Here is a 24,654-nt window from a genome sequence, read left to right as displayed (position 1 = left end):
AGAAACGTTGTCTCTATTTAAGGAAAAGCAAGTCGGTTCTTCTTGAAATCTAAGGACTCTGTTGGTGTTTTGGGGCTGCTTTTGTTAGAATGAATGCATATGAGATTAATTGAGAGCCATGGGAGGTGCGAAAGCGATGATGACAAATAAAACAAAAGGTCGTCGTTTTCCTTTATTGCCGCTAAGAGGGCTTCTTGTGTACCCAAGCATGGTTCTTCACTTGGATGTGGGCCGTGAGAAGTCAGTTCGGGCGTTAGAGAAAGCTATGGTTGAAGATAATTTGATTCTTCTTTGTTCCCAGTCGGAAGTGAATATTGAAGAGCCAGGTCAGGACGATATTTTTCGGGTCGGTACTGTCGCCAATGTGCGGCAAATGTTGAAGCTTCCAAACGGTACGATACGTGTACTGGTTGAAGGTGTAGAACGGGCCGAAATTATTAATTATATCGATAATGATGAGTACTATGAGGTTATGGCGCGTGAGCTGCCGGAAGATGTAGATAGCGATCAAGAATGTGACGCGCTGATGCGTACAGTACTCAATCAGTTCGAACACTATATTACGTTATCCAAAAAAGTGACCCCAGAGACCCTCGCTGCTGTATCCGATATAGAAGAGCCTGGTCGACTTGCGGATGTCATTACGAGTCATTTATCGCTAAAAATTAAGGATAAGCAAGAAATTCTTGAGACGATTGATGTTAGTAAACGGTTGGAGAAGCTTCTTGATATTCTTAATAATGAGCGTGAAGTGCTGGAGCTTGAACGTAAGATCAATCAACGTGTCAAAAAACAAATGGAAAAGACGCAGAAGGAATATTATTTGCGTGAGCAAATGAAAGCGATCCAGAAAGAGCTCGGCGAGAAGGAAGGCCGGGTAGGAGAAGCGGAAGAGCTGCGGACGCTAATGGAAGAGAAAAATGTTCCAGAACGTGTGAAGGAAAAGATGGAGAAAGAAATCGATCGTCTGGAAAAAATGCCAGTCAGCTCTGCGGAAGGCGGCGTCATTCGCAACTATGTAGATTGGCTGCTCAGTCTCCCTTGGAGTGAACAGACAGAGGATGATCTTGACATCAAAAAGGCCGAGCAGGTACTTGATGAGGATCACTACGGTTTGGAAAAACCAAAGGAACGGGTATTGGAATATTTGGCCGTTCAGCAGCTGGTTAAGAAGCTTAAGGGTCCTATTCTATGTCTTGTAGGTCCTCCAGGTGTGGGCAAAACCTCACTGGCTCGTTCCATCGCCCGCTCGCTGAACCGCAAGTTCGTCCGTATCTCGTTAGGTGGTGTACGTGATGAGGCGGAGATTCGAGGTCATCGCCGGACTTATGTAGGTGCGATGCCGGGCCGGATTATCCAAGGCATGAAGACGGCGGGTACGATTAATCCGGTTATCCTATTGGATGAAATCGATAAGATGGCTGCGGATTTCCGTGGAGATCCATCTTCAGCGCTGCTTGAGGTGCTGGATCCAGAACAAAACAACACGTTTAGTGATCATTTTGTAGAACTGCCGTTCGACTTGTCGAACGTAATGTTTGTAACAACAGCGAACGTAGTGCATAATATTCCGCGTCCTTTGCTGGATCGGATGGAAATGCTGTTCATTCCAGGTTATACGGAACTGGAGAAACTGCAAATCGGCAGCCGTTATCTATTGCCTAAGCAGAAGAAAAACCACGGTCTTGCAGAAGATCAACTGATTATCGAAGACGATAGCTTATTACGCATTGTCCGCGAATATACCCGTGAATCCGGTGTGCGTAATTTGGAGCAGCAGATTGCAGCATTATGCCGCAAAGCTGCGAAACAAATCGTGTCTGAGGAAAAAGAGAAAGTGATCATTCTTCCTGACGACATCAAGGATTATCTTGGGGCTTCCAAATATCGTTACGGTATGGCCGAGCTTGAAGATCAGATTGGTACCGTCACTGGGTTGGCTTGGACTGAGGTCGGTGGGGATACACTGCTGATCGAAGTTACGGTTGTGCAGGGAACAGGTAAACTAACCCTCACCGGACAGCTGGGCGATGTAATGAAGGAGTCGGCACAGGCCGCATTCAGCTATACTCGTTCGAAGGCGGAGGAGCTGGGGCTCCAGCCCGATTTTTATGAGAAGATTGATATTCATATCCATATCCCGGAAGGTGCAATTCCGAAGGATGGTCCGTCTGCAGGGATTACGATTGCAACCGCATTGATCTCCGCGCTCACGAAACGTTATGTTTCGAAGGATGTGGCGATGACAGGTGAAATCACCTTGCGGGGACGTGTACTGCCAATTGGTGGATTGAAAGAGAAATCCCTTGCGGCTCACCGAGCTGGATATAAAAAGATCCTTCTTCCCAAAGACAATGAACGGGATTTGAAAGATATTCCTGAGAGCGTACGTAATGATGTTGAGTTCGTACCGGTATCTAATATGGATCAGGTCTTGCATCATGCGTTAGTTGAGCATCATAATGAAATTAGCAGTGAGCCACCGAGTAGTGTGCATTAGAAAGGAAGTCCTATGAAAGTTAATATTGCCGAATTTATTATCAGTGCCGTAGGCCCTGATCAGTACCCTGATGATTCCTTGCCAGAGGTTGCTCTGGCAGGGCGTTCCAATGTGGGGAAGTCTTCCCTCATTAACCGAATGATTAACCGTAAGAATCTGGCTCGGACAAGCTCCACGCCTGGTAAGACACAACACATGAACTATTACCGTATCAATGAAGACAGCATGTATTTTGTTGACTTTCCAGGTTACGGGTATGCCAAGGTTTCCAAGACGCAACGCGCGGTGTGGGGTAAAATGGTTGAGAAATACCTCTCTGAGCGCGATACGTTGAAGCTTGTTCTGCTTATTGTGGACCTGCGGCATTCACCTACCAGCAATGATAAGATGATGTTCGACTGGTTGAAGCATTATGATCTTCCTATGTGTGTTGTAGCGACCAAAGCGGATAAAATTCCTAAGACACGCTGGCAAAAGCATATCAAGACCATGAAGCAGGAGCTAGGCGTGCTGCCAGGGGATAATTTTATTCCATTCTCCTCGGAAATTGGTCTCGGCAAAGACGAGCTTTGGGGCTTAATTGATGGGTATATTCGCCCTTCTGAGAATGAATCTCCGGATTCAGAGGATGCTGAAATGATAGCAAATGAATCTCAGCAAGAGGAGTCAACCGAAGCGTAAGATATGAACTCATTTACAATCAAGCAACCATTCCTGGTGGGAATGGTTGTATTTTTTTGTTGATAAAACTAAAATTTCTATGGAAAAGGACCGATAGATAACATATGATAGATATTCACTGCCACATCTTACCCTTTTTGGATGACGGAGCCTCTGATTGGGAAGCTGCTCTTGCCATGGCGCAAGACGCCCACAGAGAAGGGATTACTTCAGTCATCGCCACGCCACATCATGCCAACGGTCAATATATGAATAACGCCCCCAAGATTAAAGAAGCTGTGGAGTTGATGAATGAGAGACTTCGTCAGGCTGGTAATCCACTGCTTGTTCTTCCAGGTCAAGAGATCCGTATCTACGGGGAGCTGCTGAATGATCTGGAGCGGGGGGAACTGCTGAGTCTTGCAGATTCGCGGTATATTTTACTGGAAATGCCTTCTTCACGAGTACCACGTAACATGGAAGAAATCTGCCACGAGCTGATCATTCAAGGGTTCGTTCCGGTCATCGCCCATCCGGAGCGCAATGCTGAAATAGCTGCTGATCCTTCTAAACTAGAGAGATTGATAGAGCTAGGATCACTTGGGCAGGTAACCGCACAGAGTCTTGCAGGCGTTTTCGGGAATAAGCTACAGAAATTGTCGCTGGAGCTATGCCGTAGAAATGCAGTACATGTGTTGGCCTCTGATGCACATGACAGTGTTCATCGTCCTTTTGGATTAAACGCTGCTTATGTGGTTATGGAGAAAGAATTAGGCCCTGAGCTGCGTGACTATGTTCGCGGCAATGCTCAGCAAATTATGACCAATGGCGAGGTTATTCATGGAAAACACGTACAAACAAGGAGAAACCGACAAAAATTGTTTGGATTTTTTTTCCGAAAGGGCTGACTAATCTACCTTATAGTGGTAGAATGGGTTTTATTGGGTGATTTAATGCTATTCGTAATAGCGTAGCATTTGGGCGAATTGTTCTAGGTCTATGGTAGTACAGTATTTTAATACATAAGAAGAGGTGGATATTTAGTGACTTTGAAAAAGAAACTAGTAGTATCAACATTAGCAGCAAGTATGGTAGCAGCATCCGTAGCGGGTCTTCCGTTGGGAAGCCTTGGAGCAGTAGGTACAGCATCTGCGGCTACAGTTAGTAGCAGTACAGCAGTTAAGGATAAGGTTCTTGCTGTTTACAAACAATTGACCGCAACAGATGCAGTTTATCTCTACAATTTGAAGACTGAGGTTGCAGCACTGGATGAGGAATCCTTCGGAAAGATTTTTGCTCCAATTCTGGAAAAGCTTGCTTTGGAGCCAGAAGAAAAAACAACCTCACTTAAATTGTTCCAAAGCGTTACTAGTGTAGTCTACGACGTCTATGGCAATGATTTCTCCGGAATCCAAGTGATCCGTAACGATGACAAAAACATTGCTTTGGTAAGCAAAATTGCAGCTAAAGCGGGTGTGTCTGGACTTACTGTTGATAGTGTTGCTGAATTCTTGAGCAGTATTGAAACAGAACTTCGTGATTTGGTAAGCAGCAAGTCCACTTCAGATTTGTTGGCAATTCTCACATCCGAATCCGGTTACGATACTTTGCTGAATGAAGCTATTGCGAAAGTATTGAGCCATACAACAGGAACAGGAGCACTCACAGTAAGTCAAGCGTTGGACAAGCTTGGAGTTACTGCTAGTGATGTGAAAGAAACACTGAAAAACCTGAACAATAATATTAAATCCGCGAAACCTGCGGCGAAATCACTTGCATTTGCTTATATTAAAGCCTACGGAATAGGCGATAATGGCAACGGTAATGGCAACGGCAATGGTAATGGTAGTAGTGGAAGCGGGAATGGAAGTGTTACAACGCCTGTAGCTCCTGTTCAAACTCCAGGAATCTATGACGTATCTAAGCTCGTAAGCATTGTTGACGGTAAAGCAACCTTGAAATTGGTTGACGCTGATGTTATTAAAGAATTTGATAAACTAGTTGCAGCGAACCCTGGTAAAACTGGTCTTACTTTGACCCTGAATCTGGGAACAGTAAACGCTACTACAGTTGAAGTTCCACTTTCCCAAGCCATTATTGAAGCTGCAAAAGCTAAAGGTATTGCGAATATCGCCGTTACTTTCAACGGTGTAACTGTAACGATTCCTGTAAGCCAATTCAGCACAGCGATTTCATTGACAGTAACTACAGCTAAACCAGAAGTTGTAACTTCCGTTACCAAGCTGAAATTGGCTTCGGATGTGTATGAATTCACACTTAGTGTGAACGGTGTAGTACAAAGCACATTTAAACAACCAATTACTATCAAATTGCCACTTAAGAATACTGATGGTCTTGATAAAGAATTGCTTTCTGTTGGTAAGCTTGTATACGGCGACCTGCAATTCCAAGGTGGAGTTCTTGATGGAGATTTCATCGTAGAACCACGTGATACATTCTCTTCTTATGCAGTACTTGAGAATAAAGTCTCCTTTAATGATATTGCTGCTGTACAAGCATGGGCTGGTAGACAAATTCAAGTCGTAGCTGCTAAAGGTGCGATTGAAGGAGTTGGAGCAGGTAAATTTGCACCGAAGAATAACGTAACTCGTGCTGAGTTCTCCAAAATGTTGATTCGTGCGCTTAACCTGGAAAACAACTCTGCTGTACAAAGCTTTAGCGATGTAAGTTCAACTGCTTGGTATGCACCATATGTAGCAGTTGCAGCAGAAAAAGGGATTATCACTGGACGCAGTGCGGCCAAATTTGATCCTAATGCAACTATTACACGTGCAGAAATGGCAACAATGATCTCCCGTGCGTTGAAATCTATCAATCCTGATGCAAAAACGGATTCTACTGCAATCAGCAAATTCTCTGATGCTGCTAAGATCAGTGCATCCCTAAGAGATGGCGTAGCGTTTGCAGCAAGCCACAACCTGGTTATCGGAAATGCTGGCAAGTTCAACCCGAACGATACAGCTACCCGTGCTGAAGCAGCAGTAATTATCTACCGTACTATTAACTTCAAGTAAATAAAACTTATAGTATACAGCCTCCTCTCATGTAGGTGAGAGGAGGCGATTTTTTTGCAAATAGGGAAGATTTGAACAGGCATCGAAATATTTCAGAAATAGCTTGGGGGTAATTTCACTTGTCATCACAAGAATTGGATCTTCGCGATTATTTTCAGATCGTCAGGAAGAGACTATGGCTCATTTTCAGCATAGTTGTATTGGTGTGCGGTATTGCTGGTGTATATAGTCTGTATATTAAAAACCCGGTATATGAGGCATCCACGAAGATTATCGTTAACCAAACACCGACGCAGTCAGCGGTGGGGCAGCTTGATTTAAACCAGATTAATACCAATATTCAATTAATTAATACGTATAAGGAAATTATTAAGACTCCGGCCATTCTTGATATTGTTACAAAGGATTATCCGCAATTCAATATCACTGCGGAAGAGCTATTAAAAAAGGTTAATGTGAGTTCCGTAAATAATACGCAGGTGATGACACTTGTCGTTCGAGATAATTCTTATCAGCGGGCTGCTGAAATCGTGAATGCCATTTCACTTGTGTTCAAGGAAGAAATTCCAAGTCTATTTAATGTGGAAAATGTATCGATTCTGAATGAAGCTAAAGTGAATCCAACTGTTGAGCCACGGCCGGTAGAACCAAATGTTTTACTGAACATGGCTATTGCTTTTATCGTCTCTTTGATGATTGGATTAGGGATTGCCTTCCTGCTGGAATATATGGATGATACCCTGAAGACAGAAGCTGATATTGAGAAGTATCTTGGTTTGCCTACCATAGCTATGATTACAAGATTGGGTCAAGATGAAAGCAAGCAAGGTGCCGCACAAACACAGAAACAATCATCCAGAAAGGCGGGGGACCTCGAACATGTCACAGCTTCCAAATAAACAACGCCATCTGATCACCGTTACGAACCCACGCTCTCCTGTCTCTGAAGCGTTTCGCGCATTGCGCACGAATATTGATTTTTCTTCTGTAGATCAGACTATTCAAGTGATTATGGTCACTTCATCCGGACCGGAAGAAGGTAAATCTACGGTATCTGCTAACCTGGCGGCAGCTTACGCACAAGCAGATAAAAGAGTGTTGTTGATTGATGCCGATTTGCGGAAGCCGACGGCACATAAGACTTTTACACTAAGCAACCGTTTTGGTTTATCCTCCCTACTGTCTCAACAGGCAGTTCTTGAGGACACTGTCCAAGACTCCGGTGTTAATAATCTTTCAATTATGACCTCTGGACCAATCCCGCCCAACCCAGCGGAAATGATGGCATCTAATCGGATGAGCACTCTTTTACAGGATTTGCGTCAGCGGTATGATGTCATTCTTATTGATACTCCACCATTATTAGCGGTTACGGATGCACAAATTGTGGCCTCGAAGAGTGATGGCGTTATTATGGTTGTCAGTTATGGTAAGGTGAAACGCGATATCGCAGTAAAAGCTAAAGCTAATCTAGATCGTGTAGGTGCAAAAATGCTCGGCGTTGTTCTCAATAATGTAAAACGTAAAGCTAGTGAAGGGTACTATTACTACTACTATGGAAATTGATTTATTCATAATTAAAAATGTTATTTTTGGAGGCACTGAAAATGACAGCGAAATCTAGAGTGATTCTTTTGTTCTTCATTGATCTTGCGATCATTTGGTTCAGTATTGTGACATCTTATTTGTTTCGGTACCCTAACCATGCTCTTCAGGAATACGTTGTACAGATGCTGCAATTTGGTTTGATTGCAACATTTGCATTTGGTGGAAGCCTTATATACTTCGGTCTTTACCGAAGAATGTGGCAATATGCCAGCATCGGTGAAATTATATCGGTTTCTAAAGCTATTGTAGTAGGGTCTTTATTTTCATTTGCACTGGCATATCTAATTTTGCCGGATAGAGTACCTCTTGCCATAGAAGTTCGGTCGATGGAGACTATTCTTTTATTAGTAGGTGGAGTCCGATTTTTGTGGAGAGTACTTCATAATGATCGAATCAATTACAAAGACACTAAGACCCATACACTAATTGTAGGTGCTGGTGATTGTGGGATATTAATTGCTCGGGAAATGATGGGCCCCTCTTTTGCGCATACCAAATTAGTCGGTTTCATTGATGATAATGCGAATAAATACCATATGTACATTATGGGTGTTCCTGTAATTGGAAATCGTTATGCAATCCCAGCTATTGTGAAAGAAAGAGAAATTCATGAGATTATCATCGCCATGCCCTCTGTTTCACGTACTGAGATTTCTGAAATTATTAATCTTGCCAAAAAGACTGGAGCAAAGCTGAAGATTATACCGGCTCTTAATGATCTGATCGCTGGAAAAATATCAGTTAAGAAACTTCGGGATGTTAGCGTAGAAGATTTATTAGGTCGTGAACCGATCGTAGCTGATTTGAACAGTATTTTAGGTTATGTACATCATAAGACGGTGTTAGTTACAGGAGCTGGGGGCTCTATTGGTTCAGAGTTATGCCGGCAGATTGCTCCTTTTGGTCCAGACAAGCTAATGTTACTTGGGCACGGTGAGAACAGTATTTACACAATTGAAATGGAGCTTCGTAAGTGTTTTCCAGAGTTAAACATTGTGACTGTGATAGCAGATGTACAGGATCGTAGTCGGATGATGGACATATTCAGTGGCCATAGACCGCATGTAGTCTTTCACGCAGCAGCACATAAACACGTTCCTTTAATGGAGCGTAATCCTTCGGAAGCTATTAAAAATAATGTTTTCGGCACCAAAAATGTTGCGGATTGTGCAGATAAATATGGTGCCGAGAGATTCGTAATGATCTCTTCTGATAAGGCCGTTAACCCAACTAGTGTAATGGGTGCTACTAAACGAATTGCGGAAATGTATGTGCAGAGCCTGCACACTACAAGTCAAACGAAGTTTTCTGCTGTGCGTTTTGGGAATGTTCTTGGCAGTCGCGGCAGTGTAATTCCAGCCTTTAAGCAGCAGATCGCTGCCGGGGGGCCAGTCACTGTCACTCATCCAGAAATGGTGCGTTATTTCATGACGATTCCGGAAGCTGTTCAGCTTGTCATCCAATCTGGTTCTTTCGCCAAAGGCGGAGAAGTGTTCATTCTGGATATGGGAGAGCCGGTTAAGATTCTAACGTTGGCGGAAGACTTAATTACGCTCTCTGGATATGAACCCTATAAGGACATTGATATTCATTTCTCCGGTATTCGTGAGGGTGAGAAGTTATATGAAGAGTTACTTACAGATGAAGAGAATTTAGGCTCTACAGATCATGGAAGAATTTTCATTGGTAGACCTAATGTTATAAGTCTGAATCAGTTAGAACTGGAGTTTAAACGATTGGAACGTGTTCTCGCTGAGGAACCAGAAGTCATACGCGAAATTATCAATCAGATTGTACCGATGCAGCCCGTTGCCCAAGTTGCTATTAGCTAAGTAATTCATAAAGGAGGGTATAAAGTGTTCAACAAACGATGGAAAAAGATCCTTTTATGGACGCTGTCAGTTATTGTAGTGCTGGGTGTTGGTGGCTTGTTCGCCGCGAATTATGCTGTCGATAAGCTGATGAATTCAATGGCAGATGGTTTTGATCTGGAGTCTGAGGATAATGTTGGTGGTCAAGATCAAGGAACAGCACCAACTGATACAGTTGATGATAGTAATGTCGAACCTGTAAAGTCTGCGGTACCTTCTACCCCACCAGTAAATGATGAGGGAAGTAGTAATCAAAGTACTAATAATAACGATAAACCTAGTGGAGAAACAACAGCTTCTACTACTAGTGAACCGACCAAAGCTCCATCATCAGAACAAAAAGATGGCTCTTCAGATGGTTATACAGCACAGGTCTCCACGGATAAAGCTAAGCAAATTCAAGAAAATGTAACGATTAAAGACAAAGCAGATGTCGCTTCTATTGTGCTTGGTCAGCTTAGTGTATCGGATATTAATCGTCTTAAAGATTTGGCAAAGGGTGGCTTAACGCTTGATGAAAAGCGGGAAGCACGCAGTATAATTCTTGGTAAAGTATCCGAAGAGCAATACAATGAGCTTTCTCAGATTGCTAAGAAGTATGGTGTTAGTCAAGGGAAGTCACGTGACCAAATTATAGCTGAAGAAGAACAATTAAAAGCGAAAGAAAAGGGAAGTGAATAAATATGTCTAAAGCAACATTATCAGTCATGGCTTTATCGTTAATTGCTTCAATTGGTTTAGCACCCTTAACAGCATCCGCACCTATATCAGTATCAGCAGCGGCAGTAACAAGTGTAACGCCTAAGGCTGCAAATAATACTATTAAAGTGCAAAGTATGAACGTGAATTTGATTTTTGACGGCGTGAGTATTCAGCCACCCGCAGGTCAGTATGTATTCATGTACAACAATACAACGTATGTTCCATTACGGTTTATGTCATATGCTTTGCAGAAGAGTGTGGCTTGGGATGCTAAAAACGTTAAAGTTACAGTTGCAGAGCCTAGCAGCTCAGAGCTAGTTGTGATTAAAGAATACCTAATGAATGCAACGAACGGGAATAGTACTTCAGCAGCAGCGAAGAATATTGCCCTCAATCAAGTTAAGGCAAGTTATGTATTTAACGGTGCAACCAAGGCTTTGCCTACAGGTCAATCCAGCTTCATCCTGAATGGTTCCTTATATGTACCCCTACGTTTTTTATCGGAATCTGTAGGTCATAACATTAGCTGGGATCAGAAGACGAAGACCGTTACTGCAGCTTCCAAGGCTTATCAGGAACAAGCCACTAATGGATCGACAAACAATGGTAAGGATCCATCTCCAGTAGCGACACCAGTGCCAACGGATTCAACTGGTGCAATAGGTGGGGGTTCTGCGGGAACTGGAAAGGTTTCATATGAAACTATCACCAGTGATACAGAAGCCAAACTTACGGCGCTTAAAAATCAAAGCCAATCTACATTAATGAGTATTGCGTTTGAATATGTTGGAGCAACAGATGAGGCGAGTAAAAAAAGTATTAAAGCTAAAGGGGTACAACAACTAGCCTCATTCACTGCTAGCTTCAATAGCATAGTTGCTGATGCTGAACAAAAACTGAACAGCAATGGCTACAGTACAGAAATTATTAGTCAATATAAAAGTGAATTTGAATCACAGCTTCAGTTGGGTAAAGATTTGGCTGCGGGAATGGCGGATTAAGAGAGTAGTAAGATATCATCTCTATGCTCATTTGGCATAGAGATGATCTACATATATGGAGAAATAGTAACTAAAAGGATCAGGTGAACTTATGAGACCTTATGTTTACACGAAACAAACCATAGATTTTCTATTAGCTTTAATTGGGATGCTAGTGTTATGGCCAGTCTTTTTAATCATTGCGATCGCAATTAAGACAACTTCCAAAGGCCCTATATTATTTAAACAAAAACGTTTAGGCAAAAATAAATCCGAATTCTACATACTAAAATTTAGAACAATGCGAACAGACACACCACAAGACATGCCAACTCATCTACTGGAAGATCCTGATTTCTTCATTACTAAAGTAGGCAAGTTCCTAAGAAAAACAAGCTTGGATGAATTACCTCAGATTATCAATATCCTAAAAGGTGAAATGAGTATCGTGGGACCTCGTCCTGCATTATGGAATCAATATGATTTGATTGCTGAACGTGATAAATATGGAGCTAATGATATCAAACCTGGGTTGACTGGATGGGCTCAGATTAATGGTCGAGATGAGTTGCCTATTGAGAAGAAGGCGAGTCTGGATGGAGAATATGTTGCAAGCCTTTCTTTTAAGTTTGATATAAAGGTATTTTTTATGACGATTCTAAGTGTTTTGAAGTCTGATGGTGTAAAAGAAGGAACAACAAAACAGGAAGTGTCTTCTACTAAAGGAGTAACTTTATAAGATGAGTAAACGAAAGATATTAATAACTGGTAAAGGTAGTTATGTGGGTACAAATTTTATAAAGTGGCTGGAACAATGGCCAGATCAATACGAAGTTGTGGAGCTATCGGTTAGAGGCACGGAATGGAAGGGACATGATTTTTCAATTTATGATGTAGTACTCCATGTTGCTGGAATTGCTCATGTATCTACGGACCCAAGTAAGGAGCAGCAATATTATAAAGTTAACCGCGATTTGGCGATTGAAGTTGCGGAGAAAGCAAAACAAGAACACGTTAAGCAGTTTATTTTTATGAGTAGTATGATTATTTATGGGGCAGATAGCAAAATAGGTGAGGATAAAATAGTTACTCAGGATTCTTTGCCTACCCCAATTGATTTTTATGGTAGGAGCAAGTTGGAAGCTGATATTGGAATTGCAAAATTAAACAATACCAATTTTAAAACAGTTTGTGTCAGAACACCAATGGTGTATGGTCCTAATTGTAAAGGGAACTTTCCTAGACTAAAGCAATTAACTGAAAAATCACCTATTTTTCCAAATATAATAAACCAAAGAAGTATGATCTTTATAAATAATTTATGTGAATTTCTTAGAATAGCTGTTGATAAATCATTGGAAGGTATATTTTTTCCGCAAAATAAAGATTATGTAAGCACATCCGAAATTATTAGAATAATGGCTTTAGAAATGGACAGGAAAATTGTGTTTACGAAATTTTTCAATCCTATTCTGAAAGGATTATCATATAAAATAAACACGATTAACAAGATTTTTGGTAATAAAGTTTATGATCGTGCAATTTCCCCATCATTTGAGTACTGTGTTGTCGACTTTGAAGAATCTATAAAAATAAGTATGTAATTAGGTGAAGAGAATTGATTAAGAAAAAAGTTTTGCTACTAGGAAATCATGGTTTCGTAATTTACAATTTTCGTAAAGAGTTAATACAAAATTTACTGAAGGAAGGATATGAAGTTTACATTTCGCTTCCGGAGGACGAAAAAGTAGAAATCATGGTGAGTTGGGGATGTAAGTTCTTAGAGACAAAAGTGGACAGAAGAGGGACTAATCCCGTTTCTGATTTTCAGCTTATTGTACACTACATGCGAATTCTTAGGGAAGTAAACCCGGATGTAGTCCTTACCTATACTATAAAACCTAATCTTTATGGTGGATTAGCTTGTAGATTGCTGGAAATACCATGTATTAACAATATTACTGGATTAGGAAGTGGATTTAATCAAAATCCAGTCTTGAAAAAGTTTTTATCAATTCTCTACAAAGTTAGTTTGAAAAAGTCATATTGTGTATTTTTTCAAAATACTGAGGATAGAAATACTTTATTAGAGAGTAACACTATTACAAGTAATCATGAATTAATTCCAGGATCAGGAGTTAATTTGAAAGACTTTGAAGTTAAACCCTTTCCACCAGAAGACCAGGCAATCACCTTTATTTTTATTGGGAGAATTATGAAGGACAAAGGAATAGATCAATATTTAGAAGCTGCTAAGATTATAAAAGAGAAATATCCAGAGACTATCTTTAGTGTTATTGGTTTTATTGAATCAACTCATCAACATTACAATGAAATAATTGAAGACTACAGCAAAAAAGGATACATACGCTACTTAGGGTATCAATCAGATGTAAAGCCATTTATAGAGCAATCCCATTGTATAATTCAAGCTTCTCATGGTGGAGAAGGTTTATCAAATGTCTTATTGGAGACAGCAGCTACAGGACGTGCTTTGATAGCTTCTGATATTCCAGGTTGTCGGGAAACTATAAATGAAGGAATTAATGGGTTTACTTTCAAGGCAAAAGACTCTGAAGATCTAGTGGGAAAAATTGAAAAGTTTATTGGCTTATCATATGCTGAAAAATTACAAATGGCAAGTGAGTCTAGATTGAAAGTAGAAAAGGAATTTGATCGAAAGATAGTTATAGAAGCTTATATGGATAAAATCGAAGAGATTGTTTGAAGAATGTATTAATCCTTGTTTTAAGTTGGAGGTAAAATGAAAAAGTATGCAAGAGCTATAGTTTCTTTAGTATTTTCATTTATTAAGTTTAGTTTAATAAAACTTTTTCACATAAAAAATTTCAAGTTCACCCTATTTAATCTGGTTTCTCCATTTACGGAATTAGAAATTGGAAGAAAAGCTTCAATTACGTTAGGTAGAAAGATAAATATAAAAAGTGGAACAAAAATACGCGCTAGATCAGGAGCGGAAATAATAATTGGAAAGAACACATTTATTAATCATAATTGTATGATAGTAAGTCACAAAAGGATATCTATTGGAGAAAATGTGCGGTTTGGTCCTAATACTTTGATTTATGATCATGATCATGATTATCAAAGTGAAAATGGATTTAAAAAAAATCTCTATAAAACTACTTCAGTTGAAATTGGAAATAACGTTTGGATTGGTGCAAATGTCGTTATATTAAGAGGAACTACAATTGGTGATAATTGTGTTGTAGGAGCTGGATCTATTATTAAAGGTAATTACTCTAGCAATCAGACTATTGTTCAAAAAAGAGAGACGACTGTATTTACACATAAGTAGGTGGAATCAATTTATGATTAGAATTTTACATGTGATAGGTAGCTTGAACAATGGCGGTTCTCAAGCTATGGTAATGAATCTATATAGAAACATTGACAAAACGAAAATACAATTTGATTTTATTATCGATAGAGAAAACGAACTTTTTTTCGCTGATGAAATAACAGCATTAGGTGGGAAAATACATGTTCTTCCTAGTTTTAAAGGGTGGAATATTACGTGGTATTTGAAAGCGTGGAATAAGTTTTTTAAAGATCATTCCGAATATAGAATTATACATGGGCACGTAAGAAGTACAGCTTCTATTTATTTGAAAATTGCTAAAATGTACAGATTAAAAACCATATCACATAGTCACAGTACTTCCTCTGGTAAAGGATTATCAGCCGTAGTGAAAAATATAATGCAGTATCCAATCAGATATTTTGCAGATTATTTCTTTGCTTGTTCAAAAGAAGCAGGAGAATGGTTATTTGGGAAAAAAATATTGAGCAAGAAAAATTTTTTTGTATTTAAAAATGCTATTGATACTAAAAAATTTATTTTTAGTAATGAAATAAGACACCAAATTAGAGAGGAATATAATATTTCAAATAATTTTGTTATTGGGCACGTTGGAAGATTCCATCCGACTAAAAATCATGAATTCTTAGTTGAAGTATTTTACGAAGTATATAAGAATGAACCTAGCGCTAAATTAATGCTTGTAGGTGATGGTGCAGAAATAGAATATATTAAAGAAAAATCCTCTAAACTGGGGATTTTAAATAACATTATTTTTGTCGGTGTTAGTTCTGATGTGCCAAAACTTATGCAAGCAATGGATGCTTTTGTATTTCCATCATTATATGAAGGATTAGGTATTGTAGTAATCGAAGCGCAGGCTTCTGGATTGTTTTGTGTTGTAGCTGACACTATTCCTAAAGATACGAATATTTCTGGAATTGTTGAATTTATTTCATTAAATGAGTCTTCTATTTATTGGGCGGGAAAAATACTTGATTTACGTAATAATTACAAAAGAACAAATTTAGTGAATGAGCTTATTCAATCTGGTTATGATATCAAACAAACATCTTACTGGTTACAAAGATTTTATTTAGAGATGTGTGAATGAATTGAAATTGTTTAAATATGCTGGAGTTGTAGTTTTTTATAACCCCGATATTGATATGAAAGATAACATCAATACTTATATTCGCTTTATCGATAAACTGTTTGTTATTGATAATTCGAATTCTATAAATGTACCTCTGTTTGAATCAGAAGATTGAGTCTATAAATTTAAATGAAAATAAAAGATTTAGGATGGGATAAGAGGAAACGGATAAAAATCGCAAGGTACGATATATAGAGAGGATAACATTAATGGTATATGCAAGCATAATTGGTTGTTTATTATTAGCGATATTTACTTGGCAGAAATCCAAGGATGTTATTGCACCTTCTTTTATTATTAGTGCTATTTGGACCGTAATGTATTTTGTATTGCTTTTAAGAAGAAATACTGTCGATTTAAGTAGTGTCTATTATTCATCTTTTTTTGTAGCGCTTCTTTGTTTTATAGTGGGGTTCTCTTTTGTTGTAAGGAATAAAAAGAAAGAGCTTTCTGTTGAAAAGCAATCTCGAAAGAAACTGAACTTTAATCCATCTTTCATAAAAATTGCTATGTTGGTAGAGATTATTCTATTTTTATATTTTCTTTTTAAAGTTGGAGTGTATGTCACTGGGAATTATTCGTTTAATATTTTTCAAACATTGAGTATTGGAAAAGCAACAGGAATGTTTCATGAAGGAATTATTATATCATATTCAAGGAATGCTATAATATCTTTTTCTGTTATTTGTGGGATAGTTTATTTTAATAATCCAAACAAGAAAAATCGGAACTATTTTCTAATCACTTTTATTATTGCGTTGTTTTTTTCATTAACAGCCGGCAACAGAGGGATTATATTCTTGTTAGTATTAGCCTTGTTTTTTAGCAATATTATTATTAAAAAATATTCAAACAAAAAAATTATTGTCATATTGCTAGTTCTTATATCAATTATTCTTACTACTTTTATTGTTTTTGCATATATGAAATATGTCTATGAAGATAGAAGTAATACTTCGCAATTTATAATTAAACAATTAAGAGTGTACTTCTCAACTTCGATGATAGCATTCGTTCAATGGATAGAAACTACACGGGAATATTTGTATGGAGCTAATACTTTTAGATTTTTTGCTGAATTATTAAACGGTGCAGGATATGATCTAACAGCAGCAAAAACCGTTCAAGAGTTCGTTTATGTATATGGTGATGTAACAAATGTATATTCAGTCCTACATTATTATACTTCGGATTATGGCTTGATTTATGCCTTTGTGATACAAGTGATTCTAGGAATGATTTATGGATTCATTTATAAAAAGGCTGTAATAACTAAAACAACTAAACCTTTTTTTATTGCAGTACTTTCTATTCTATATTTTCCGTTAATTAACCAATTTTTTGACGATAAGTATTTTTCAATCCTATCAACATGGATTCAATTGATATTTTGGATTGGCTTTTTCACAAGGAAGAAAATTTTACACTATGAGTGAATGTAAATAAAAAGGAAGAAATGAATTGACCTAAGATTCATTAATATCGTTTTATAAATTGAGGTGACATATTGAAGAAATTTCAAGTTCTGCTATCTACATATAACGGGCAGCATTATATCAAAGAACAACTTGATAGTATTTTTAGTCAAAGAGGAGTAGATGTTCATTGTTTAGTTAGAGATGATGGTTCAACTGATAACACGGTTAGTATTCTTTATGAATATTCAAAGAATCAACCTAACTTAAAGTTTGTAATTGGAGATAATATAGGTTACAAATCGAGTTTTATAAATTTAATAGAATTGTCTGGAGAATTTGATTATTACGCATTTGCCGACCAAGATGATGTATGGGAGGCGAATAAGCTAATCGCAGCTTCTGAACAAATAAAAACTATTGAGTCAGATGTTAATATAGCAGTTATGTATTGTTCGAATTGTAAGTTAGTTGATAAAGAGTTGAAGTATATTAGAATGCTCCATGGTAGAGAATCTATATTACCTAAAAGCAAAACTGAAGCATTAGCACAAGGCTTTGCACATGGATGTACAATTGTATTTAACTTAGAAGCAAAAAAAATAATTAATAGATATAAAGCAAAAAAAGAATATGCACATGATTTTTGGGTACCACTAATAATTTTATTTACTGGAAGAGTTATATATGATCCTAATTCATACATTCTTTATAGACAACATAATAATAATGTTTTCGGAAGTCAGAGGTCCTTATTAGAGGTATTTAAAATAAAAATAAAACAACTAAATACTAACAGTTTTTTTCATTCGGATATGATTTCGGAGATTTTAGAAGGTTATGGAGACTTGATATCTTTACAAGATTTTAAGATGCTACAAGAAATTACTTATTATAAGAATTCTATATATTATAAGATTAAAGCTTTGTTAAATCGACAATTAAGAAGAAAAACATTTAAAGGAACTTTATTTTTGAAGTTATTGATATTGTTCTCTAAATATTAGGCTTGGATTGCAAGGAATCACAGAATGCGGGGATGAAAAGTTGAATAGTAGACTGAAAAATTTCCTTGAAGGCTTCTCCTATACGTTAGTTTCCAACCTAGTATCTTTAGCAGTTTCTATCCTGATCATCTTGGTAATACCAAAGTTGATCGGAGTAAAAGAGTATGGATACTGGCAATTGTATTTATTTTATTCTTCATATGTAGGCTTTCTGCATTTCGGGTGGATTGATGGTATTTATCTTAGGTTTGGAGGAAAGGAATACAAAGACCTTGATAAAACTCTTTTTTTCTCACAATTCAATATGCTTTTTATTTTGCAGCTAATAATATCAACCATTATATATACTGGATCATATGTATTTCTTTCGGACGCAAATAAGATTTTTATTTTTCACATGATAGCTATATGTCTTTTAGCAGTAAACCTAAGATTTCTACTGTTATATATTTTGCAAGGAACTAATAGGATTAAAGAGTATGCTCAAATCACAATGATAGACAGGATACTTTATTGCATTATAATAGTGATATTTTTAGTATTTGGTATTAGAGAGTATAAATTAATGATCGTTGCTGATTTGATAGGAAAAATGATATCACTTTTATATGCAATGTATTGTTGTAGGGATATTGTCTTTCGCAAAGTTAATACTTTTTATATCAGTTGGGCTGAGACTATAGAGAATATAAATGTTGGTATAAAGCTAATGTTTGCAACTATAGCCAGTATGCTGATAATAGGTGTCGTCCGTTTTGGTATAGAACGAGCTTGGGATGTATCTACATTTGGAAAGGTTTCTTTAACATTAAGTGTCTCGAATCTTTTAATGCTTTTTGTAAATGCTATAGGAATAATCATGTTTCCAATACTTCGGAGAACTGATGAGAAAAAATTACCGAATATTTATACGAATCTAAGATCATTATTAATGGTTTTCTTGTTAGGTGTTTTAGTAGTATATTTTCCATTTAAAGTTGTTTTATCAAACTGGTTACCCCAATATGCAGATAGTTTAATGTACATGGCAATTATTTTTCCTATGTGTGTGTATGAAGGGAAGATGTCTCTGCTAATAAATACTTATCTTAAAACGTTAAGGAAAGAAAAAACAATGTTGAAGGTAAATATGATTACTTTATTATTAAGCATTGTAATTACTGTAATAACTACAGTTATTTTGAAGGATTTAGATATGGCAATAGTATCAATAGTGGTTCTGATAGCATTTAAATGCATATTATCAGAGGTGATTTTGTCAAGAATGCTGGGGATTTCAGTATTAAAGGATATATCTATGGAAGTTGTTATGACATTTATTTTTATTTTAACTGGATGGTTTTTGAACTCATGGATCGCAGTTATCATATATGCGGTTGCTTACGGAGTATATCTAGTAGCGAAACGCAAGGATATTTCTAGTACTATTAAAAATGCAAAGCTATTATTTAAAAATTCATAGAATAAGGAGGAGCATTATGTTTAAAATTGCAGTAGCAGGAACCGGCTACGTCGGCTTAGTAGCAGGCGTATGTTTCGCCGAAGTAGGCCATCAAGTAACCTGTGTGGACATTGATGAAAACAAAGTTGAGCTGATGAAATCTGGTGTGTCACCAATCTATGAAGCGGATTTAGAAGAACTTATGCAAAAAAATTATGCAGCAGGTAGACTTGAATATACTACTGATTATAAGTCAGCTTATAAAGAAGCAGATGCGATATTTATTGGTGTTGGAACTCCTGAGCAGCCTGATGGATCGGCCAATCTTTCATACATAGCTACAGTTGCAAGACAAATAGCAGAAACAATAGAAAAAGATTGCCTTGTCGTAGTTAAATCTACTGTTCCTGTAGGAACAAATGATAAAGTGCAGCAGTTTATACATGATTTTCTACCTCGTGAAGGAGAAAAACTTACTGGGAACGGTAATGGATTAGGCAGAGACATCAGAGTTGAAGTAGCATCTAATCCAGAGTTTTTAGCGCAAGGTACAGCTGTTAGGGATACTTTGCAAGCAGCAAGAATCATAATTGGAACTGAGAGCAAATGGGCAGAAGATATTCTTATGAAAATCTATGAGCCGTTTAATATCCCAGTTGTATCTGTTAAAAGAAGATCTGCAGAGATGATCAAATATGCATCTAACGATTTTCTTGCTCTGAAAATATCTTACATGAACGATATTGCTAATCTTTGCGAATTGGTAGGAGCAGATATTCAAGATGTATCAAGAGGAATGTCGTTTGATGAACGCATTGGAAGCAAGTTCTTAAATGCAGGTATTGGTTATGGAGGTAGCTGTTTTCCTAAGGATACGAAGGCACTAGAGTACTTAGCGAGACAAAATGGATATGAGCTTAAAACCGTTAAAGCAGCTATTGATGTCAATACTAGCCAAAAGACAATTCTTTTTAAAAAAGCATCTAAAAGACTTATCACCTTTAATGGTCTAAAAGTAGCGGTGCTAGGACTGACATTTAAACCTGGGACCGATGACTTGAGAGAAGCTGCTTCGCTAGAAAATATACCTTTGTTATTAAATCAGGGAGCAGAAATCTATGCTTTTGATCCTGTAGGAAAAGTGAATTTTTCTAAGGAGTATCCAGAAGGTAGGAATGGTAAGGGCAGTATCAAATATGTCGAGAGCATAAAAGAAGCTCTTGAAGGTGCGAATGTCTGTTTTGTATTTACTGAGTGGGGAGAAATTAAAGCAATAGAGCCGGAAGTTTATAAAGATTTAATGAGAACGCCGTTGGTGTATGACGGCAGGAATTTGTATGGGGTTCAAGATATGAAAGAAGCTGGTGTGGAGTATTATTCCATCGGAAGATAGTTGAAGGGGCGAGCTATTTGAACGATATACCTGTAGATCACACGAAAACATATCTAATTACTGGAGCAGTTGGTTTTATAGGATTTTATTTATCTAAAAGGTTATTGGAGCAAGGGAGCCGAGTGATCGGTGTTGATAATATAAATGACTATTATGATGTCAACCTCAAACACGTTCGCTTAGAGCAACTAAAGTTATTTAGCCGTTTTGAATTCGTAAAAGTTGATATATCTGATAAGGACATGATTACAAAGATCTTCGAAGAATATAAACCGAATATTGTGGTGAATCTTGCAGCTCAGGCTGGAGTGCGTTACTCTATAGAGAATCCAGATGTGTATATTCAAAGCAATATTGTAGGTTTCTTTAACATTCTTGAAGCTTGTAGAAATTATCCTGTTGAACATCTTGTATATGCTTCATCTAGCTCAGTTTATGGATCTAATAAAAAGGTTCCTTTTGAAGAATCAGATGTTGTGGATCATCCTGAATCGCTTTATGCAGCTACGAAAAAGTCGAATGAGCTAATGGCGCACACTTATAGTCATCTGTATAAGATACCGACTACTGGTCTACGTTTCTTTACTGTTTACGGTCCAATGGGTCGTCCAGATATGGCGTATTTCGGATTTACTCAGAAGTATTTTGCTGGTGAATCTATTAAAATATTTAATAATGGTGATTTTAAAAACGATCTTTATCGGGACTTTACTTACGTAGATGACATTGTAGAGGGTATTGAGAGACTTCTAAGTAAAGCACCGACAGAAGCGGTTCCGCATAAGGTGTTTAATATAGGAAATAACAGCCCGGAAAAGTTAATGGTATTCATTGAAACATTAGAAAAGTGTTTAAGCAAGGCTACTGGTAGAGAAGTGATATTTAATAAAGTATTTGAACCTATTAAACCAGGGGATGTACCAGCAACATATGCATCAACGGATTTATTACAACAAGCTGTAGGATTTAAGCCAAAAACTTCCATTGAAGAAGGTTTACAGAGATTTGCTAATTGGTATGTAGATTATTATAAAGAGAAATAATACGAAGAGGAGTTACGACATTATGAAAGGCATTATCCTAGCAGGCGGCAGCGGTACGCGCCTATATCCATTAACAATGGTCACAAGTAAGCAGCTTTTACCTATTTACGACAAACCAATGATTTACTATCCACTATCCACATTAATGCTAGCGGGTATTAAAGAAATTCTTATTATTTCAACTCCCGAGGACACGCCTAGATTTGAAAGTTTATTAGGTGACGGTTCTCAATTTGGAATCTCATTACAATACAAAGTTCAACCAAGTCCTGATGGTTTAGCGCAGGCTTTTATTTTGGGTGAATCTTTTATAGGTGATGATTCAGTTGCCATGATCCTTGGAGATAATATCTACTATGGAAATGGAATGCGGAAGATGTTGCAACGTGCTTCTTCTAAACAACAAGGAGCAACGGTGTTCGGATATCACGTGCAAGATCCAGAGCGCTTCGGTGTGGTAGAGTTTAATGAAGAAGGTAAAGTATTAAGCGTAGAAGAAAAACCAACACAGCCAAAATCTAACTACGCAATTACTGGTCTATATTTTTATGATAACAGAGTTATTGAGATTGCTAAGAACGTTGAGGTCTCTTCACGTGGAGAATTGGAGATTACCTCCATTAATGAAGCTTACTTAAATCTTGGTGAGCTTGATGTGGAACTCCTAGGTCGGGGATTCACCTGGTTAGATACAGGAACTCATCAAAGTCTTGTCGACGCAACTAACTTTGTTCGGACTATTGAAGATCATCAAGGAATCAAGATCGCCGCTCCGGAGGAAATTGCATATATTAATGGATGGATTACTAAAGAACACTTGTGGAATTGCGGGGAGAAGTTAAGTAAGACGGGGTATGGTCAGTATTTGATGAAAGTAGCTACAGGTAAAATACAATACTAATAACTGAAAGTGTGGCAGTGATGAAAATTACAGAAACCTTATTGCAAGGCGTATTAGTCGTTGAACCGGCTGTTTTTGGGGACCACCGCGGTTGGTTTATGGAGACGTATAGCGGAGCTAAGTTTAAAGAGCATGGAATAGATATGGAGTTTGTACAAGATAACCAATCCTACTCTGCGACTAAAGGAACATTACGTGGTTTGCACTATCAATTACATCCCAAGGCACAGACGAAATTGGTTCGTTGTACACGTGGTGCTATTTTTGATGTAGCCGTAGATATCAGAAAAGGTAGTCCTACCTATAGTAAATGGTTCGGCATTGAACTGAATGCTGAGAACAAAAAGCAACTGCTGATCCCAAAAGGATTCGCACATGGATTCATGACACTAACAGAAGACGTAGAGGTTCAGTATAAGTGCGATGAGCTTTATGCCCCGGAATGTGATGGGGGTATTCTGTGGAATGATCCTTCTATTGGCATCGAATGGCCTCTTCATATTACACCGGTATTATCTGCCAAGGATGAGAAGGCGCCTTTATTAAAAGATGCTAATTTGAATTTTTTTTACAATAACTAATAAAGCTAATAGATCGGGAGTGCGTTCATTGAGTAAGCAAAAGATGCTGGTTACGGGTGGTGCCGGATTTATTGGAGGCAACTTCGTACAGTATATGGTAGATAAATATCCGCATTATGATATTGTGAATTTGGATTTGCTAACTTATGCGGGTGATCTAACGAAGCATAAGGATATTGAGTCCAAATCCAACTATCGGTTTGTTCAAGCTGATATTGCTGACCGAGAGGCAATATTGTCTCTTTTTGAGTTGGAAAAATTCGATTATGTTGTTCATTTCGCTGCGGAGAGCCATGTCGATCGCTCAATTACTGATCCTGCGATATTCGTTCGTACGAATGTTATGGGGACACAGGTACTACTGGATGCAGCTAAAAAATTCGGCATTACTAAATTCCTCCATGTCTCTACGGATGAAGTGTATGGCGAACTCGATTTTGATCCTACTGTATTTTTTACCGAAGAAACACCTTTGCAGCCTAACAGTCCTTATAGTGCTAGTAAAACGGCGTCTGATTTACTAGTCCGTGCGTATCATGAGACCTTTGGTTTACCAATGAACATAACACGCTGCTCGAATAATTACGGCCCGTATCATTTTCCTGAAAAACTGATTCCACTAACCATCTCAAGAGTATTAAACGAAGAGAAGGTTCCTGTATATGGAGATGGGAAAAATATTCGCGACTGGCTCCATGTCTGGGATCACTGTGCGGCCATTGACCTTGTCGTGCACCAAGGAGTAAGCGGTGAAGTTTATAATGTAGGTGGTCATAATGAGAGAACTAATCTTGAAGTAGTTAAGACGATTATCAGTACCTTGGGGAAATCTGAAGATTTGATTGAATTTGTAACAGATAGATTAGGACATGATAAACGCTACGCCATTGATCCAACGAAACTTGAGAATTTAGGTTGGAAGCCAACTTATACTTTTGAGACTGGAATTGCGCAGACGATCCAATGGTATATTGATAATGCTGAATGGTGGCAACAAATCCTTAGTAACGAATCGCATAAGTGATTTATGCACGACTTA

General features: G+C 37.9%; 22 protein-coding genes. All 22 read left to right on the top strand.

The genetic code is table 11. From position 1 onward, the window contains the following. Positions 1-136 precede the first annotated feature (136 nt). The 22 genes from lon to rfbB all read left to right on the top strand — a co-directional run bounded on the left by lon (position 137) and on the right by rfbB (position 24,639). On the top strand, positions 137-2,500 hold the full coding sequence (gene lon / locus NYE72_RS24665) for an endopeptidase La (protein WP_076099438.1): 2,364 nt from the start codon (positions 137-139) through the stop codon (positions 2,498-2,500). Positions 2,501-2,512: 12 nt separating this feature from the next. After that, positions 2,513-3,181 carry a ribosome biogenesis GTP-binding protein YihA/YsxC gene (yihA, locus tag NYE72_RS24660; RefSeq protein WP_036685063.1) on the top strand — a complete coding sequence of 223 codons (669 nt, stop codon included), beginning with the start codon at positions 2,513-2,515 and terminating at the stop codon, positions 3,179-3,181. 104 nt (positions 3,182-3,285) lie between these two features. After that, positions 3,286-4,068: a CpsB/CapC family capsule biosynthesis tyrosine phosphatase gene (locus tag NYE72_RS24655; protein WP_076142033.1), complete on the top strand. Its 783-nt coding sequence runs from the start codon at positions 3,286-3,288 to the stop codon at positions 4,066-4,068. A gap of 135 nt (positions 4,069-4,203) precedes the next feature. Beyond that, positions 4,204-6,195, top strand: a complete 1,992-nt coding sequence (locus NYE72_RS24650) for an S-layer homology domain-containing protein (RefSeq protein ID WP_339210634.1) — start codon at positions 4,204-4,206, stop codon at positions 6,193-6,195. A gap of 119 nt (positions 6,196-6,314) precedes the next feature. Beyond that, the gene (locus tag NYE72_RS24645) at positions 6,315-7,094 is read left to right on the top strand and encodes a Wzz/FepE/Etk N-terminal domain-containing protein (protein ID WP_036685072.1); all 780 of its coding nucleotides are present in this window, start codon (positions 6,315-6,317) and stop codon (positions 7,092-7,094) included. Further along, positions 7,075-7,761: a CpsD/CapB family tyrosine-protein kinase gene (locus NYE72_RS24640; RefSeq protein ID WP_036685074.1), complete on the top strand. Its 687-nt coding sequence runs from the start codon at positions 7,075-7,077 to the stop codon at positions 7,759-7,761. Before NYE72_RS24645 ends, NYE72_RS24640 begins: the two co-directional genes overlap by 20 nt. A gap of 41 nt (positions 7,762-7,802) precedes the next feature. Next, a complete protein-coding gene (locus tag NYE72_RS24635) occupies positions 7,803-9,635 on the top strand; it encodes a nucleoside-diphosphate sugar epimerase/dehydratase (RefSeq protein WP_076148190.1) in 1,833 nt (610 codons plus the stop codon). A 24-nt stretch (positions 9,636-9,659) separates the two neighbouring features. After that, positions 9,660-10,355 (top strand): hypothetical protein, encoded by a 696-nt coding sequence (locus NYE72_RS24630; protein ID WP_076148188.1) that lies wholly within the window; start codon positions 9,660-9,662, stop codon positions 10,353-10,355. A 2-nt stretch (positions 10,356-10,357) separates the two neighbouring features. Further along, complete coding sequence (locus NYE72_RS24625; protein ID WP_339210632.1) at positions 10,358-11,377, top strand: stalk domain-containing protein; 1,020 nt, start codon at positions 10,358-10,360, stop codon at positions 11,375-11,377. A gap of 91 nt (positions 11,378-11,468) precedes the next feature. Continuing rightward, a complete protein-coding gene (locus tag NYE72_RS24620) occupies positions 11,469-12,095 on the top strand; it encodes a sugar transferase (protein ID WP_038573056.1) in 627 nt (208 codons plus the stop codon). A 1-nt stretch (position 12,096) separates the two neighbouring features. Further along, entirely contained in the window at positions 12,097-12,960 is an 864-nt protein-coding gene (locus NYE72_RS24615; RefSeq protein WP_111505365.1) for an NAD-dependent epimerase/dehydratase family protein, read from the top strand. A 14-nt stretch (positions 12,961-12,974) separates the two neighbouring features. Beyond that, complete coding sequence (locus NYE72_RS24610; protein ID WP_332097238.1) at positions 12,975-14,084, top strand: glycosyltransferase family 4 protein; 1,110 nt, start codon at positions 12,975-12,977, stop codon at positions 14,082-14,084. A 36-nt stretch (positions 14,085-14,120) separates the two neighbouring features. Further along, a complete protein-coding gene (locus tag NYE72_RS24605) occupies positions 14,121-14,675 on the top strand; it encodes an acyltransferase (RefSeq protein WP_339210628.1) in 555 nt (184 codons plus the stop codon). 13 nt (positions 14,676-14,688) lie between these two features. Beyond that, positions 14,689-15,792 carry a glycosyltransferase family 1 protein gene (locus tag NYE72_RS24600; protein ID WP_172628858.1) on the top strand — a complete coding sequence of 368 codons (1,104 nt, stop codon included), beginning with the start codon at positions 14,689-14,691 and terminating at the stop codon, positions 15,790-15,792. 251 nt (positions 15,793-16,043) lie between these two features. Continuing rightward, positions 16,044-17,270: an O-antigen polymerase gene (locus NYE72_RS24595; RefSeq protein WP_162636824.1), complete on the top strand. Its 1,227-nt coding sequence runs from the start codon at positions 16,044-16,046 to the stop codon at positions 17,268-17,270. Between the two features lie 71 nt (positions 17,271-17,341). Beyond that, positions 17,342-18,256, top strand: coding sequence for a glycosyltransferase (locus NYE72_RS24590; RefSeq protein WP_162636822.1), 915 nt, complete (start codon positions 17,342-17,344; stop codon positions 18,254-18,256). Positions 18,257-18,296: 40 nt separating this feature from the next. After that, on the top strand, positions 18,297-19,718 hold the full coding sequence (locus NYE72_RS24585) for a hypothetical protein (RefSeq protein WP_339210623.1): 1,422 nt from the start codon (positions 18,297-18,299) through the stop codon (positions 19,716-19,718). Positions 19,719-19,734: 16 nt separating this feature from the next. Next, positions 19,735-21,090 carry a UDP-glucose/GDP-mannose dehydrogenase family protein gene (locus tag NYE72_RS24580; RefSeq protein WP_111505355.1) on the top strand — a complete coding sequence of 452 codons (1,356 nt, stop codon included), beginning with the start codon at positions 19,735-19,737 and terminating at the stop codon, positions 21,088-21,090. Positions 21,091-21,107: 17 nt separating this feature from the next. Further along, positions 21,108-22,133: an SDR family NAD(P)-dependent oxidoreductase gene (locus NYE72_RS24575; RefSeq protein ID WP_076215589.1), complete on the top strand. Its 1,026-nt coding sequence runs from the start codon at positions 21,108-21,110 to the stop codon at positions 22,131-22,133. 22 nt (positions 22,134-22,155) lie between these two features. Next, a complete protein-coding gene (gene rfbA / locus NYE72_RS24570; RefSeq protein ID WP_036685112.1) occupies positions 22,156-23,034 on the top strand; it encodes a glucose-1-phosphate thymidylyltransferase RfbA in 879 nt (292 codons plus the stop codon). A 20-nt stretch (positions 23,035-23,054) separates the two neighbouring features. After that, complete coding sequence (gene rfbC / locus NYE72_RS24565) at positions 23,055-23,615, top strand: dTDP-4-dehydrorhamnose 3,5-epimerase (protein ID WP_076129409.1); 561 nt, start codon at positions 23,055-23,057, stop codon at positions 23,613-23,615. A gap of 28 nt (positions 23,616-23,643) precedes the next feature. Continuing rightward, a complete protein-coding gene (gene rfbB / locus NYE72_RS24560) occupies positions 23,644-24,639 on the top strand; it encodes a dTDP-glucose 4,6-dehydratase (protein WP_076272789.1) in 996 nt (331 codons plus the stop codon). Positions 24,640-24,654: the final 15 nt, after the last annotated feature.

The organism is Paenibacillus sp. FSL L8-0333 (assembly GCF_037965665.1).
Classification (GTDB): Bacteria; Bacillota; Bacilli; order Paenibacillales; family Paenibacillaceae; genus Paenibacillus_AQ; species Paenibacillus_AQ odorifer.
The sequence above is the reverse complement of the archived record's forward strand: the minus strand, read 5'-3'. Positions and strand labels throughout refer to the sequence as shown.